Genomic DNA, 12,206 nt, shown 5'->3' on the forward strand with positions numbered 1-12,206 from the left:
AGGGGCAGGGGCGTTCGAGGCATGCTGGCCGATCGGGGCAGGCAGGGCCTCAGGGGCGTTCGAGGCCCGCTGGCTGATCGGGGCCAGCGGGGCGGGCGAGGCGTTGGGGGCGGGTGGAGGGCGGGCACGGGCGTGCTCGTCGTCGCCGCCGTCGCCGCCGCTGCGGGCGCGGGGGCGGGTGCGGCCGTCGCCGCCCTCCTGCGCGCCAGGCGGCGGTCCCGTGACCCGGGCTCGTGACCCGTTCTGCGGCACCATCCGGCCGGGACCGCAGCCTCACCGGTGGCCGTCAGGTGGTGACGTCGGGCACCAGCGTCTCCACCCTCGGCGGCCGGCGGTACCCCGTGGAAGCGGGGCGGGGCGGGATCTTCAGCGGCGGGCGCCGTACCTCCTGGTACGGAATCGTGGACAGCAGGTGGGAGATCATGTTGATCTTGGCCCGCCGCTTGTCCTCGCTCTCCACCTCGTACCACGGCGCCTCGGGGATGTGTGTGTGGATCATCATCTCGTCCTTGGCCCGCGAGTACTCCTCCCACCTCGTGATCGACTCCAGGTCCATCTCCGACAGCTTCCAGCGCCGCATCGGATCCTCCAGCCGGTCACGGAAGCGCCGTTCCTGCTCGGTGTCGCTGACCGAGAACCAGTATTTGCGCAGCATGATCCCGTCCTCCACCAGCAACCGCTCGAAGATCGGGCACTGGTGGAGGAACCGGGTGTATTCCTCCTGGGTGCAAAACCCCATCACCCGCTCGACCCCGGCCCGGTTGTACCAGCTCCGGTCGAACAGCGCGATCTCGCCCGCGGCCGGTAGGTGCTCGACGTAGCGCTGGAAGTACCACTGCGTGCGCTGCCGCTCGGTGGGGGCGGGCAGCGCGACGATCTTGGTCACCCGCGGGTTGAGGTATTCGGTGACCCGCTTGATCGTGCTCCCCTTGCCCGCGGCGTCCCGCCCCTCGAAGATCACGACCAGCCGCTGCCCCTCGGCCTTCACCCACTCCTGCAGCTTCACCAGCTCCGCCTGAAGGCGGAAGAGCTGCTTCTCGTACGGCTTGCGCCGCAGCCTTTCGGTCGTCACGAGGGCGGTTCCTCTCCATCGTCATCAGCGATCCGCCCAGCTTGTCCCCCCGAGCCCGCCACAAGCAAACGTCCCCGCCGTCACACCCGCCACCGCCCCGCCTCGCGCCCCGGCGCCGCCCCACCTCCCACCCCCGACGGCGCACCCGGCCCGCTGCCCGGCGCGCACCCGGGGCCTCACACCCCGGGCTTCACGGCGGTCAGGTGGCCGGGGTTGGGAACAGGGCGGCCAGGGTCTCGCCCCACTGCCGGGCGCGTTCCAGCTCGCCTTCCACCAGCGGCCCCTGCGTGCCCGTGACGTAGAAGCTCTGCGCCGGGACGACGGCCCGGACGCCGTGGCGGCGGAGCCGTCCGGCGATGCCGTGTGCGGCCGAGCCGGGCATGCGGGGCTTGGCAATGCGGGTGTCGAAGGCGGCCGAGCCGAGCCCGGCCGACGACGTGCGCAGGGCCGCCAGCCACTCCCGTACGCCGTCCCCGTGCGAGACGAGCGCCCCTCCGGCCTGCTGGGCGGCGGACTGCCGGGTGGAGGCGCGGCTCATGGAGAAGGCGTGCGTCGGGCCGCCCACCACGAGCAGCCGCACGTCCTCCCCCACGAGCGCCGGCGCGGCACCGACCTCCACCGCCTCGGCCGCCATCCCGGCGGCCAGTCCCCGGGCCACCGCCTCGGCGATCTGCTGGGTGTTGCCGTACATGGATTCGTAGACGACCAGCGCGTCCATCGTTCGTCTCCTATCGGGTCCGGGATGGCAGGACGGGTTCGAGGTGGAACATCCCGGTGACCACCTCGCCGGCGTCCGCGGCCGGCTGGGCGCGGCCGGCGACCGCCACCAGCACGTCGCGGGCCGTGACCAGGCCGACCAGCCCGTCGCCGGACAGCACGGGCACGGCGTCGCACCCGGCGTCCAGCATCACGGCCGCGACCCGGGGCAGCGGCGTGTCCGGCCGTACGCGTGGCCGCGGGCCGCGCTCGAGCAGGGTGTGGACCTGGCGGCTCGACTGCTCCTGCGGCCCGCCCGACCAGGAGGCGGCCAGCCGCTCGCTGGTCAGGATGCCCAGCACGTTCCGCCCGTCCACGATCGGCAGGTGGTGCACGCCGGCCCGGCGCATCAGCTCCCAGGCCATCAGCGGTGACTCGTCCGGTCTGACGGCGACCAGGATTCGGCTCATCACCTGTCCGGCGGTCAGCGTTTCGACGGTCATGACGCCTCCTCGATACGTGGCCGGACCACCGCGACCGGGACGGGCCGTGTGGTTCGGGACGCCGTGCCCTTGCTCACGACGTTCGTTCCTCCTGCTTCCACTCTCGCGAAGACGGCGTCGCGGCACCGGAGGAGGAAGTCCCAGGCCGAGATGCCATTGGTCCTGATCCGCCCGTTCGCGGACGGCCGTCGTCCTCCGGGAACGCCGACGCCCGCCTCCGGCGCCGGAGGCGGGCGCATGATCGTGGCACTCCCACGCCAGCCCCGCGAGGCCGGAGAAGACGCCGCTGAGGGCGTCAGCAGGAACGCCGGCCTCCGGCACGACAGGTCCGCGCCGTAGCGCCGACCGGCCCCGGCCACGGAGGACCTTGGTGCCCTTAAGCCCCAGGTCAGGCCGCGCCGGGGTCGTCCCGGCGAGCCGTTACGGCCTGAGTCCTTCTCCCCGTCCGCCCCGGGCTGATCGGCGGGATCGAGGGGACTTTCGTCCCTGCTCGCGGAGGGTGCGGCGGGGTGATGCTGGAACCATGCGACTCGATACGTCCGGACTACAGGTGCTCTCCCGCGAGGAGTGTCTGCGCCTGCTGTCGTCCGTGCCGATCGGGCGGATCGTGTTCACCGATCGCGCCCTGCCCGCCGTACAGCCGGTCAACTTCCGCCTCGTCGGCGAGAGCATCGTGATCCGTACCTCGTCCGGGTCGAAGCTGGCGGCCGCCACCCGGCGCAGCGTGGTGGCGTTCGAGGCCGACGACCTCGACCCCGCGCTGCGGACGGGCTGGTCGGTCACGGCCGTCGGGCATGCTCGCGCGGTGACCGATCCCGCCGAGCTCACCCGGCTGAACGCGCTTCCGCTGGTCCCGTGGGCGCCCGGCGACCACGACCACTACATCGTGGTCGAGGCCGAGCAGGTGTCCGGCCGCCGGCTGACCGGCCGGCCCATCGCGACGGCCGTCTAGCCCGCCCGCGCCGGCCGGTGTCGGCGGGCCTTCAGTCCGGTCCCTCAGTCCAGTCCCTCAGTCCGGTCCCTCAGTCCGGTCCCTCAGTCCAGGAGCTCGGACAGGGGGGCGGCGCACCGAGCCCTTGTCGTCGAAGGTGACGCCCAACCGCATGATCATCTGCGGGTACTTGCCCGAGCAGACCTCCTGCCGGATGAACTCGCGCAGCGGGTCCATCTCCAGCGCCTGGGTGTGGAAGGCGGCGCTGACCCCGTACGCCGAGGCGTGCAGCAGCACGTGCTGGAGCGCCTGCCCGGTGTCGATCCATTCCCGGCGGCTGTCGCCCGCCGTGGTGAGCAGCGCCACGACCCCGGTCGCCACCGCACCCTTCTGGTCCGCGCGGCTGCCCCAGTCGTGACGCCAGGCGTAGTCGCGCTGCGGGAAGTCCGGGTCGGTACGCACCCTCTGACGGGGATAGCCCTCGGCGGGCACGCCGTCCTTGCGGCTGCTGCCGGGAGGCCGTGCCCACCGGATCACCTCCAGGCTGAAGCGCCGGTCCTGCGCCTGCACGCCCTGCGCGGCCTGGGTGAGCGCGGCCAGCACGCCGGCCGCCTCCGGGGAGCGGACGGGCGTCAGGTCGACCCCCTCGCCGCGGGCCGCCACGACCAGCCGCTCCACGAGCCTGTCCGGCACCGGCACGTCGGCGAAGCCCGCCCGGTGCGTACGGCGGCGCTCGATCTCGCCCGCCAGCATCCTGGTGGTGTCGTCGGCCCTGTTGTCGGCCCTGTTGTCGGCCCTGTTGTCGGCCCTGTTGTCGGCCGCGGCGTCGGCCCCGGCCCGCAACGTCGCCAGCAACGACGGGCGGTCCGGGTCGGGCAGGATGCGCACGACGGGTTCGAGCCCCTCGCGGCGCAGCACCGTACGCATGGTGAACAGGGCGGCGCCACAGCTGATCAGCAGCTCCCGGACCGAGGCATCGCCGACGCGCAGCTGCCGGTCCGTGTCGGCCCGCAGGCAGACCTCCTCCCCCGAGATCGAGAAGGTCCAGGGCTGCGTGTTGTGCACGGACGGCGCCCAGCGCGCGGCCTCCACCGCGGCGTCCAGTACGTGTTTCGCCGAACGGATGGCCATGACTCTCCCTCCACGGGTCCTCACACCACAGCATCACGCGGGATCCCGCCCCGTCAGGGCCGAAGGACCCTTCCGCCGGGTACATCGGCCCTCACCGGCACGATCCACGGGAACCGCTCACTCGCACGGCCGCGCGCCGCCCCGGCGCACGGCTCCGGCGAACGACGGCGAACGACGGCGAACGACGGCTTCGGCGCACGGCGAGTCCGCCGAGCCCACGACCACGCCGAGCTCGTCCTTCATGGCCGCCTCCTACAGCGGCGGGACGACGACGAGGTCGTCCTGCTCGGAGACCACCGCGCACACCACGTCCACGACGCCCTCGACCGCGCGCGCCGCCGCCGCGGCCGCGATGGCCTCCGACCGCCAGCGCACCCGCCCGCCGAGGGTCACGACCCCCTTGTCGATCTCGATGGAGTACGTGCCCGCCGCCGGGAGCACGGCCATGATGTCGGCGGTCAGCTCGGCGGCGGGACGGGAGTAGACGCGCAGCACGTCGTGCTGGTGCAGCGTGCCGACCACCCGCCGGGTGACCGCGTCGATCACGGGCAGCTGCTTGATCCGCCGGTCGTGCATCAGCCGGGCCGCGTCGCGCAGGGCGGTGCCCGGCGTGACGGTGATGGCGGGAGAGGTCATGAGCTGGGCCGCCGTCAGCCCCGCGGCCTTCTCGTGGGCGCGCCGCTGCTTGCGGGATTCGAAGATCGACACGGGGTGCCGTACCGGGTCGACCTCCTTGAGCAGCAGGTCGTCCTCCGAGACGACGCCCACCGGTCGCCGGTCGGCGTCTATCACGGTGACGGCGCCCACCGCGAACCGCTTCATCGCGGCCACGATGTCGGCGAAGGACGTGTCCTCCAGCACGGCGATCGCCACCCGACCCATGACGTCCTTGACTTCCATCGGCATGATCTCCACCTCTCATCCGCTTCCACCGTCCCGCACGACGGGCTCACCCCCTAGCGGCGAAGGTCCTTGGGTGGCCGCCCAAAGGTCCCGTACGCGGCCGGTGAACGGGCGGCTCGGCACGCCGGCCACGGGACTCCTCGCCGGCACCGCGATCCGGGTGGTCACCGGTGCCGGGCTCGTCGTGCTCGGCGTCCGCCTCGCCGGCGGCTCCACGGCGAAGCGGACGCACGCCGGGCCGACGACCCGCCCCGGGCCGGCGCCCGGGGCGGTTCCCGGGTGCCGGTAGCGCCCCATAGGAATGCCGTAAGGAAACCTTAAACGTGCCCGGGCACGCTGGAGGCACATCACAGAGACGCGATGACCGAGACAGGGAGCAACGAGATGGCGAGCAAGCTGGTGGTGGGGACGTTCGTGTCGCTGGACGGGGTCATGCAGTCCCCCGGCGGCCCCGGCGAGGACGACTCCAACGGCTTCCGGCAGGGCGGCTGGCTGCCCCCGCACGTGGACGAGGGCTTCAACCGCATCATGGGCCCGCTGTTCGACCGCGCCGACGGCCTGCTCCTGGGCCGCCGGTCGTACGACATCCTCGCCTCGCACTGGCCGGACGTGCCCGACGAGGAGGGCGGCGCCAAGATCAACAGCATGCCGAAGTACGTCACCACGAGGACGCCGATGGCGGCCAAGTGGCGCAACACCCAGGTGCTGGTGGGCGATGCCGCCCAGACGGTCGCCGACCTCAAGCGGAGCACCGACGGCGTGCTCCTCGTCCAGGGCAGCAGCGACCTCATCGGTACGCTGCAGCGCGCCGAGCTGGTCGACGAGTACCACCTGCTGGTCTTCCCCGTCGTGCTCGGTGAGGGCAAGCGCCTGTTCGCCGAGGGCACCGTCCCGGCCGGGCTGAAGCTCACCGGCTCGTCCGCCACCGACGCCGGTGTCGCCTACCTCACCTACGAGTGGACGGGCAAGCCCTCCTACAGCACCCTCGCGTAGCGGTCAGGGCTTGCGCGCGACGCCGCCGAACATGAGGCGCTGGCCCACGGTCAGCGCCTCGGGAACGGCCGCGTCCGGCCGCCACCGCGGCAGGGGCACCACACCCGGCTCCACCAGCTCGAACCCGTCGAAGAAGCCGGTGATCTCCGCGACGGTGCGGAACCTGCCGGTGCCGAGGAGCGCGAGATACTTCTGCTCCGCGTCCCGGGAGTCCTGGCTGGAGTCGCAGAAGTGGGTGATGAACAGGTAGCTGCCGGACGGGACCGCGGCCATGTACGCCTCGACGATCCCCCGCGGGTCCTCGTCGTCGTGCAGGTGGTGCAGGACGCCGACCAGCATGACGCCGACCGGGCGGCCGAGGTCGACGAGCCGCCTGACGGCCTCGTCGCCGAGGACCGCCGCCGGGTCCCGCAGGTCGGCCGAGACCACCGCGGCGCGTTCGTTCTCCGCCAGCAGGGCCCGGCCCTGGGCCGGCACCATCGGGTCGTTGTCGACGTAGACCACGCGCGACTCCGGGTTCGCCCGCTGGGCGACCTGGTGGGTGTTCTCCACCGTGGGCAGGCCCGAGCCGAGATCGAGGAACTGCGTGATGCCCTGGCCGACCAGGAACCGTACGCCGCGGCCCAGCATCTGGCGGTTGTAGGCCGCCACGTCGTAGATCTCGGGGACGACCTTGACGATCTCCGCGACGAACGCCCGGTCGACCTCGTAGTTGTCCTTGCCGTGCAGGACGACGTCATAGGCCCGCGCGATGCTGGGCCTGGTCGTGTCGATCGCGCCGGTCCACTCGTCAGGCTGTTCAGCCACGGATGCCCACTCCTCCTGGAGACGATCAAGAAAGAGCATAGGCGTACACGGCGGTTTTCGGCAGGGGCATGGCCCTTGTCAGGATGTGGTGTCAGGACTACGATCTCCTCACATTTTAGGAAAGTTTCCTAAATAAGGAGGCTGAGCACGTGGTCCGTCGCCGCGCCCGCGGGACCCTGTTGTTACTGGTCCTGATCCTGATCACCGGAGCCATGTCCGCTCCCGCCACCGCCGGTGCCCACAGCGCGCCGGCCACGTTCGCGCATCCGGGCGTGCTCGTCAGCCGGGCCCAACTCGACTTCGTCCGGTCCAAGGTCAACGCCGGCGCCCAGCCGTGGAAGGCCGCCTACGACCAGATGGTGGCCAGCAGCCTGGCCTCGCTGTCGCGCACCCCCAAGCCGCGCGCCGTCGTGGAGTGCGGCTCGTACTCCAACCCCAACTACGGCTGCACCGACGAGCGCCAGGACGCGCTGGCGGCCTACACCGACGCGCTGATCTGGTACATCTCCCGCGACAGCCGGTACGCGCAGAAGGCCATCGAGCTGATGGACGCCTGGTCGGCGGTGATCACCGACCACACCAACAGCAACGCGCCGCTGCAGACCGGGTGGGCCGGCTCGTCCTGGCCCCGGGCGGCCGAGATCATCCGCTACACCTACACCGGCTGGTCCGCCACGGGCGTCAACCGCTTCGCGACCATGCTCAGGAACGTCTACCTCCCCGAGGTCATCAACGGCCGGCCGAGCACGAACGGCAACTGGGAGCTGTCCATGATGGACGCGGCCATCGGGATCGCGGTGTTCCTGGAGGACCGGGCCGCCTACGACAAGGCCGTGAGCACGTTCCGGGCCCGCGTGCCCGCCTACATCTACCTCACCGCCGACGGCGCCCTGCCCAGGGGACCGGCCGGCAGCGGCATCGACACGAGGGCCGAGATCATCGGGTACTGGCAGGGCCAGGAGACGTTCGTCGACGGGCTGTCCCAGGAGACGTGCCGCGACCTCACCCACACCGGCTACGGGCTGGCGGCGATCGCGCACATCGCCGAGACGGCCCGGATCCAGGGGCAGGACCTCTACCCCGAGATCGCCGACCGCCTGCGGCACGCGCTCGGGCTGCACGCCAAGTACCAGCTCGGCGCGGCCGTCCCGTCCTGGCTGTGCGACGGCGCTCTCACGCTGGGCCTGGGCCCGGTCACGGAGGTCGGCTTCAACGCCCTGAACCACCGCATGGGCATCGCGATGACCAACACCCAGACCCTCACCGAGCGGCAGCGCCCGGCGGGCACCAACAACCTCTTCGTGGCCTGGGAGACCCTCACCCACGCCGGCAACCCCAACTGAGGCTCCCCTACACCACCACGCCGCCACCGCCCGGCAGTCCGGCCAGGTCGGGCACCACCCGCGGGAGGCCGCGCAGCCACGCCTCCAGGTCGGCGGGCCACCATCGGCCCGCCGACAGCCGGCCCAGCTCCGCCGCCACCGCGGCCGACGAGGCGTGCACCGGCACGACCCGTACGGGCGCGGCCCCCGCCAGCACCCCGAGCCACCAGTGCCGCCAGGTCTCGGCCAGCCCGTCGGGGTCCAGCACCAGGTAGTAGTCGGGCAGCACCAGCCGGCCCGCGCGCAGCTCGCCCAGCGCGGCCTCGATGGCCACCTCCAGGCCGCCGGTGATCCCGGTGCCGTCGAAGTAGGCGGCCCATGCCGCGGCCACGTCGGCCAGCGGGTCGGCGTCGTGCACCACGTACGTGGCCGCCGACCGTCCCGCGAGGTCCATCACCTCGGCCGGCCCGCGTTCGCCGCGCGGGATGGCCCGCACGTTGTGCAGCCCGTCAAGGCCCGCGACCACGTCTCCGGCGCCGTCCCCCGCCACCACGACCACCGTACTGGTCAATCGCCGCATATCGGGCAGTTTAGCGCTCGTGCCCGATCCGGCCGGCCGAGGGGAGCCCCGGCCGGCCGCGCCGTCTCAGGCGTAGGGATCGAACGGGATCCCCGCCGGCTTGGCCTTCGCCAGCTCCCCGTTGAACGAGGAGTCCTTGAGGCCGAAGCTCGCCGAGCCGAAGTTGTGCGCGACCAGGCGGTCGCGGAACCCGGGCGGGTAGCCGTCCCAGCCGACCAGCGGGGGGAACTGCCACGTGCCCTTGTGGTTCTCCGGCTGCTCGGTGGCGCTCGCGAAGCGGAACGCGTGGGTGGACAGCCCGTCCTTGTGGTAGATGATCTTCGGATGCGTGCCGGTCTCGTCCCAGGGCAGCTGCGAGCGCGCGCGTACGCTGTAGGCCCCGTGCGCGGACGCCGCCACGTACTGCGCGGTGCCGTCCTGGACCCAGACCACGACGTGTTCCCAGTCGTGCCGGTGCCCGCAGCATCCGGGCAGCGTCTGGTCCTTCTCGAAGTAGAGCGCGTACACGTACGCGCACCAGCCGTTGTTGCACTTGGAGCGCGAGTAGGAGTTGGTGTTGTCCAGGTCGGACAGGTCGTGGCACTGCCCGTTGACCGCGCCGCCCAGCGCCAGTCCCGGTGCGATGGTGCCGTCGCGCCCGATGGCGGGCGTGGGGTAGCAGCCGTCTCCGTCGTAGTCGAACGCCGGCTGGTACGTACGGTCTTCCGGCGGCGCCACCCCGTCGAGGGCGGTGGGCGGGGCGGCGTGGGCGATTCCCGGGACGGCCACGACGATCGCCGCCGCGGCCACCAGGGCGCGCAGGGCGAACGATAATCTCCGCGGACGCCGTCTCACGTGGGTGCTGTCATCAGGCATGGCGAGTCTCCTGCCGGGATCGGCGGTGGGGGGACCTGTCGATCATGCCTCCATGAGACGACGGCGGATCCGCGCCGTCCAATGCCTGCGGGCGAACATCAGGCAGCCAGTGGTACGACGTGGGGAAACGGCCGGTGAACCCGGCTCACAGAGTCCTTCCGCACCCCGGCCACCGCAGGCCTTCGCACTTCCCCTGCCGGGGTGCGGTCAGGAGTGGCCGGACCGGTGTTCCAGAAGCAGCAGCGCGATGTCGTCGATCCGCCGCGCGCCGTGCGGGATGTCGTCCAGGAGGCTGTCGCAGAGCTCGGACAGCGGCTGGTCCGAGGCTCGGGTCAGGTGGTCGGCGACCTCACCGATGGCCTCGTCGAGGTCGACGCCCGGGGTCTCGACGAGCCCGTCGGTGTAGAGGGCCAGCAGGGCGCCCGGCGGGAACGGCACCTCCGTGGTGGGGTAGTGAATGTTGTCCTCCACGCCGAGCAGCAGCCCCACCGGCACGTCGATGATCTCGCCCGGTGCGTTGGGCGGGCGCAGCAGGGGCGGCGGGTGACCGGCGCTGGCCGCGCTGAGGGTACGCAGCCGCAGGTCGACCTGGACGAGCAGGCAACTGGCGAACAGGTCGGTCTCGGTCTCGATGAGCAGCCGGTTGGTGTGCGTGAGCACCTCCCCGGGCTCGGCGCCGGCCGCGGCGTGGGCGCGGATGGACGTACGCACCTGCCCCATGAGGGCGGCCGCCGTGATGTTGTGCCCCTGGACGTCGCCGATGACCGCCATGGCCAGCGAGTCGCTCAGGCGGATGAGGTCGTAGAAGTCGCCCCCGATGCCCACGCCGCGGGTGGCGGGCAGGTAGCGGGCGGCCGCCGCCAGTCCGGGGATCTCGGGCAGGCGCCTCGGGAGCAGCACCTCCTGCAGGCTCTGGGCGAGCCGCTCCTTGGCGTCGTAGAGGAGGGCGCGGTCGAGGGCCTGGGACATCAGCCCGGTCAGGGTGGTGAGGCCGGCGCGGTCCTCACCGCTGAACGAGCGGGGGGTGCCGAAGGCGAGCACGCAGCTGCCGATCCGGCCCTCGGCACCGGCCAGCGGCAGGAAGGCCCAGGCGGACATCTGGTCGTAGTGAGCGACGTACGGGTACATCTGGCGTAGCTCGCTCCGGTTGGCGAAGAACATGGGGACGCCGGTCCGCAGGACGCGTTCGGAGGGTGTGGGCGTGGTCAGCGGCAGGCCGTCGAACCGGTCGAGGACCTCGCTGTCGTACCCCCGGCTGCCGATGATCTTCAGCTTGCCGCACTCGGCTATCACCACCGCCATCGCCTGGACCTCGAACACGGGCATGACGTGGTCGGCGAACAGATCGATGATCTCCCGTACCTTCTGCGCCCGGGTCAGGGCCGCCGCGAGGTGCACGAAGTTGTAGAAGACCTCCGGTCTGGGCAGGCCGTGGGCGCGGGAGCCGGTCTCGTGCGGTGGCGGCGCCTGGTCCCGCAACGGAACAAGCGTGATGCGCAGGCTGATACCTGACGAGTCCGGATAGAGATGACACTCCAGCTCGCGGCCGTCCGGGCGGTGGGCCACGCAGCGGGCCATCTCCTGGCTGACCACCGCCGCCCGGCAGCGATCCTCGAACAGCGGGTCCTTCAGCCAGGCCATCACGTCCCAGAGCGTCCTGCCCAGCAGCCCGGACACGTCGCCCCCGAGGAGCTCGGCCGCCGTGACGCTGACGAAGGTGATGCGGCCCTCCAGGTCGAGGGCGACGCACCCCTCGTGCAGGCGGTCCAGATAGGTGAAGGCGCCGGCGGCGTGCTCGGGATCCGGGGTCTGCTTCGGCGCGGGGGTGAGGACGCGCGGTTCGCCGACGGGGCGCGGCTGTCGCCCTTCGCTGTCGGCCTGCCGCAGCAGGTCGCCCAGCTTCCGGCCCGCCAGGTCGATGACGTCCATCTCCTGGGCGTTCAGGTCGGGCGGGTGCGACGGGGGCCACATCAGCACCCAGCAGCCCCAGACCCGGGCTCCGGTCTGAATCGGCACCGCGGCCGCCGCGAACGAGTACGGCAGGGCGAGGGCCGTCGCGGGGAAGCGGCGGGCCATGTCCTGGTGACTAGGGACCCAGATCAGGTGCCGCTGGCGGACGGCGGCAGCGGCCGGGACGCAGGCGTTCAGCCTGACCCGGGTCCACGGCCGGACGATCTGCGCGGGCAGCCCGATCTCCGCCTCCATGAGGAGCACCTGGTCTGTCTCGTTCAGGAGGTAGATCGCGCCGATGTGCGCACCGGCGGCACTGACCGCGTCGCAAAGCACCTCGTCCAGCGCGGACGCTTGCCGTTCAGCGGTCCCTTCGACCTGGCTCGGCACGGCTCAGCAGGCTCCACTCCGCACCGGCATCGACAGGGCCTTCCACGAACCAGTCATACGGCCAACGATAGGC

General features: G+C 72.0%; 14 protein-coding genes. 4 read left to right on the forward strand and 10 right to left on the reverse strand.

Going from position 1 to position 12,206, the window contains the following annotated elements:
* Nucleotides 1–286 precede the first annotated feature (286 nt).
* From ppk2 to AB0J69_RS42065, 3 genes are all read right to left on the reverse strand, one after another.
* On the reverse strand, nucleotides 287–1,072 hold the full coding sequence (gene ppk2, locus AB0J69_RS42055; RefSeq protein WP_364129915.1) for a polyphosphate kinase 2: 786 nt from the start codon (nucleotides 1,070–1,072) through the stop codon (nucleotides 287–289).
* A gap of 199 nt (nucleotides 1,073–1,271) precedes the next feature.
* Complete coding sequence (locus tag AB0J69_RS42060; protein WP_364129918.1) at nucleotides 1,272–1,790, reverse strand: flavodoxin domain-containing protein; 519 nt, start codon at nucleotides 1,788–1,790, stop codon at nucleotides 1,272–1,274.
* A 10-nt stretch (nucleotides 1,791–1,800) separates the two neighbouring features.
* Nucleotides 1,801–2,271 carry a CBS domain-containing protein gene (locus AB0J69_RS42065; RefSeq protein WP_364129921.1) on the reverse strand — a complete coding sequence of 157 codons (471 nt, stop codon included), beginning with the start codon at nucleotides 2,269–2,271 and terminating at the stop codon, nucleotides 1,801–1,803.
* Between the two features lie 523 nt (nucleotides 2,272–2,794).
* Here AB0J69_RS42065 and AB0J69_RS42070 point away from each other — a divergent pair.
* Nucleotides 2,795–3,223, forward strand: a complete 429-nt coding sequence (locus AB0J69_RS42070) for a pyridoxamine 5'-phosphate oxidase family protein (RefSeq protein WP_364129924.1) — start codon at nucleotides 2,795–2,797, stop codon at nucleotides 3,221–3,223.
* A 57-nt stretch (nucleotides 3,224–3,280) separates the two neighbouring features.
* On the opposite strand, the gene AB0J69_RS42075 is transcribed toward AB0J69_RS42070, so the two are convergent.
* The 3 genes from AB0J69_RS42075 to AB0J69_RS42085 form a co-directional block, all read right to left on the reverse strand.
* Nucleotides 3,281–4,333: a hypothetical protein gene (locus AB0J69_RS42075; protein ID WP_364129926.1), complete on the reverse strand. Its 1,053-nt coding sequence runs from the start codon at nucleotides 4,331–4,333 to the stop codon at nucleotides 3,281–3,283.
* Between the two features lie 117 nt (nucleotides 4,334–4,450).
* A complete protein-coding gene (locus AB0J69_RS42080; RefSeq protein ID WP_364129929.1) occupies nucleotides 4,451–4,576 on the reverse strand; it encodes a hypothetical protein in 126 nt (41 codons plus the stop codon).
* A 9-nt stretch (nucleotides 4,577–4,585) separates the two neighbouring features.
* A complete protein-coding gene (locus tag AB0J69_RS42085; protein ID WP_364129932.1) occupies nucleotides 4,586–5,239 on the reverse strand; it encodes a CBS domain-containing protein in 654 nt (217 codons plus the stop codon).
* Nucleotides 5,240–5,309: 70 nt separating this feature from the next.
* On the opposite strand from AB0J69_RS42085, the gene AB0J69_RS42090 reads away from it, so the two are divergent.
* Together AB0J69_RS42090 and AB0J69_RS42095 are read left to right on the forward strand one after the other, a co-directional pair.
* Nucleotides 5,310–5,525: a hypothetical protein gene (locus tag AB0J69_RS42090; protein WP_364129935.1), complete on the forward strand. Its 216-nt coding sequence runs from the start codon at nucleotides 5,310–5,312 to the stop codon at nucleotides 5,523–5,525.
* Nucleotides 5,526–5,596: 71 nt separating this feature from the next.
* The gene (locus AB0J69_RS42095; RefSeq protein ID WP_364129937.1) at nucleotides 5,597–6,229 is read left to right on the forward strand and encodes a dihydrofolate reductase family protein; all 633 of its coding nucleotides are present in this window, start codon (nucleotides 5,597–5,599) and stop codon (nucleotides 6,227–6,229) included.
* Nucleotides 6,230–6,232: 3 nt separating this feature from the next.
* On the opposite strand, the gene AB0J69_RS42100 is transcribed toward AB0J69_RS42095, so the two are convergent.
* On the reverse strand, nucleotides 6,233–7,036 hold the full coding sequence (locus AB0J69_RS42100) for an SAM-dependent methyltransferase (protein WP_364129940.1): 804 nt from the start codon (nucleotides 7,034–7,036) through the stop codon (nucleotides 6,233–6,235).
* Between the two features lie 149 nt (nucleotides 7,037–7,185).
* Here AB0J69_RS42100 and AB0J69_RS42105 point away from each other — a divergent pair, with 149 nt between their 5' ends.
* The gene (locus tag AB0J69_RS42105) at nucleotides 7,186–8,379 is read left to right on the forward strand and encodes an alginate lyase family protein (RefSeq protein ID WP_364129943.1); all 1,194 of its coding nucleotides are present in this window, start codon (nucleotides 7,186–7,188) and stop codon (nucleotides 8,377–8,379) included.
* 7 nt (nucleotides 8,380–8,386) lie between these two features.
* Here the strand turns inward: AB0J69_RS42105 and AB0J69_RS42110 are convergent, their stop codons facing one another.
* From AB0J69_RS42110 to AB0J69_RS42120, 3 genes are all read right to left on the reverse strand, one after another.
* Complete coding sequence (locus AB0J69_RS42110) at nucleotides 8,387–8,938, reverse strand: hypothetical protein (protein WP_364129946.1); 552 nt, start codon at nucleotides 8,936–8,938, stop codon at nucleotides 8,387–8,389.
* Between the two features lie 66 nt (nucleotides 8,939–9,004).
* Complete coding sequence (locus tag AB0J69_RS42115; protein WP_364129949.1) at nucleotides 9,005–9,793, reverse strand: NPP1 family protein; 789 nt, start codon at nucleotides 9,791–9,793, stop codon at nucleotides 9,005–9,007.
* Between the two features lie 207 nt (nucleotides 9,794–10,000).
* On the reverse strand, nucleotides 10,001–12,133 hold the full coding sequence (locus tag AB0J69_RS42120; RefSeq protein ID WP_364129952.1) for a SpoIIE family protein phosphatase: 2,133 nt from the start codon (nucleotides 12,131–12,133) through the stop codon (nucleotides 10,001–10,003).
* Nucleotides 12,134–12,206: the final 73 nt, after the last annotated feature.

Source organism: Nonomuraea sp. NPDC049709, assembly GCF_040674815.1.
In the GTDB taxonomy this organism is placed as follows: Bacteria; Actinomycetota; Actinomycetes; order Streptosporangiales; family Streptosporangiaceae; genus Nonomuraea.

Excerpts from the sequence above, each read along its gene's own strand:
- AB0J69_RS42075 (WP_364129926.1), bottom strand. The coding sequence starts at position 4,333 with ATGGCCATCCGTTCGGCGAAACACGTACTGGACGCCGCGGTGGAGGCC.
- AB0J69_RS42060 (WP_364129918.1), bottom strand. The coding sequence starts at position 1,790 with ATGGACGCGCTGGTCGTCTACGAATCCATGTACGGCAACACCCAGCAG.
- AB0J69_RS42070 (WP_364129924.1), top strand. The coding sequence starts at position 2,795 with ATGCGACTCGATACGTCCGGACTACAGGTGCTCTCCCGCGAGGAGTGT.
- AB0J69_RS42110 (WP_364129946.1), bottom strand. The coding sequence starts at position 8,938 with ATGCGGCGATTGACCAGTACGGTGGTCGTGGTGGCGGGGGACGGCGCC.
- AB0J69_RS42080 (WP_364129929.1), bottom strand. The coding sequence starts at position 4,576 with ATGAAGGACGAGCTCGGCGTGGTCGTGGGCTCGGCGGACTCGCCGTGC.
- AB0J69_RS42095 (WP_364129937.1), top strand. The coding sequence starts at position 5,597 with ATGACCGAGACAGGGAGCAACGAGATGGCGAGCAAGCTGGTGGTGGGG.
- AB0J69_RS42115 (WP_364129949.1), bottom strand. The coding sequence starts at position 9,793 with ATGCCTGATGACAGCACCCACGTGAGACGGCGTCCGCGGAGATTATCG.
- AB0J69_RS42085 (WP_364129932.1), bottom strand. The coding sequence starts at position 5,239 with ATGCCGATGGAAGTCAAGGACGTCATGGGTCGGGTGGCGATCGCCGTG.
- AB0J69_RS42065 (WP_364129921.1), bottom strand. The coding sequence starts at position 2,271 with ATGACCGTCGAAACGCTGACCGCCGGACAGGTGATGAGCCGAATCCTG.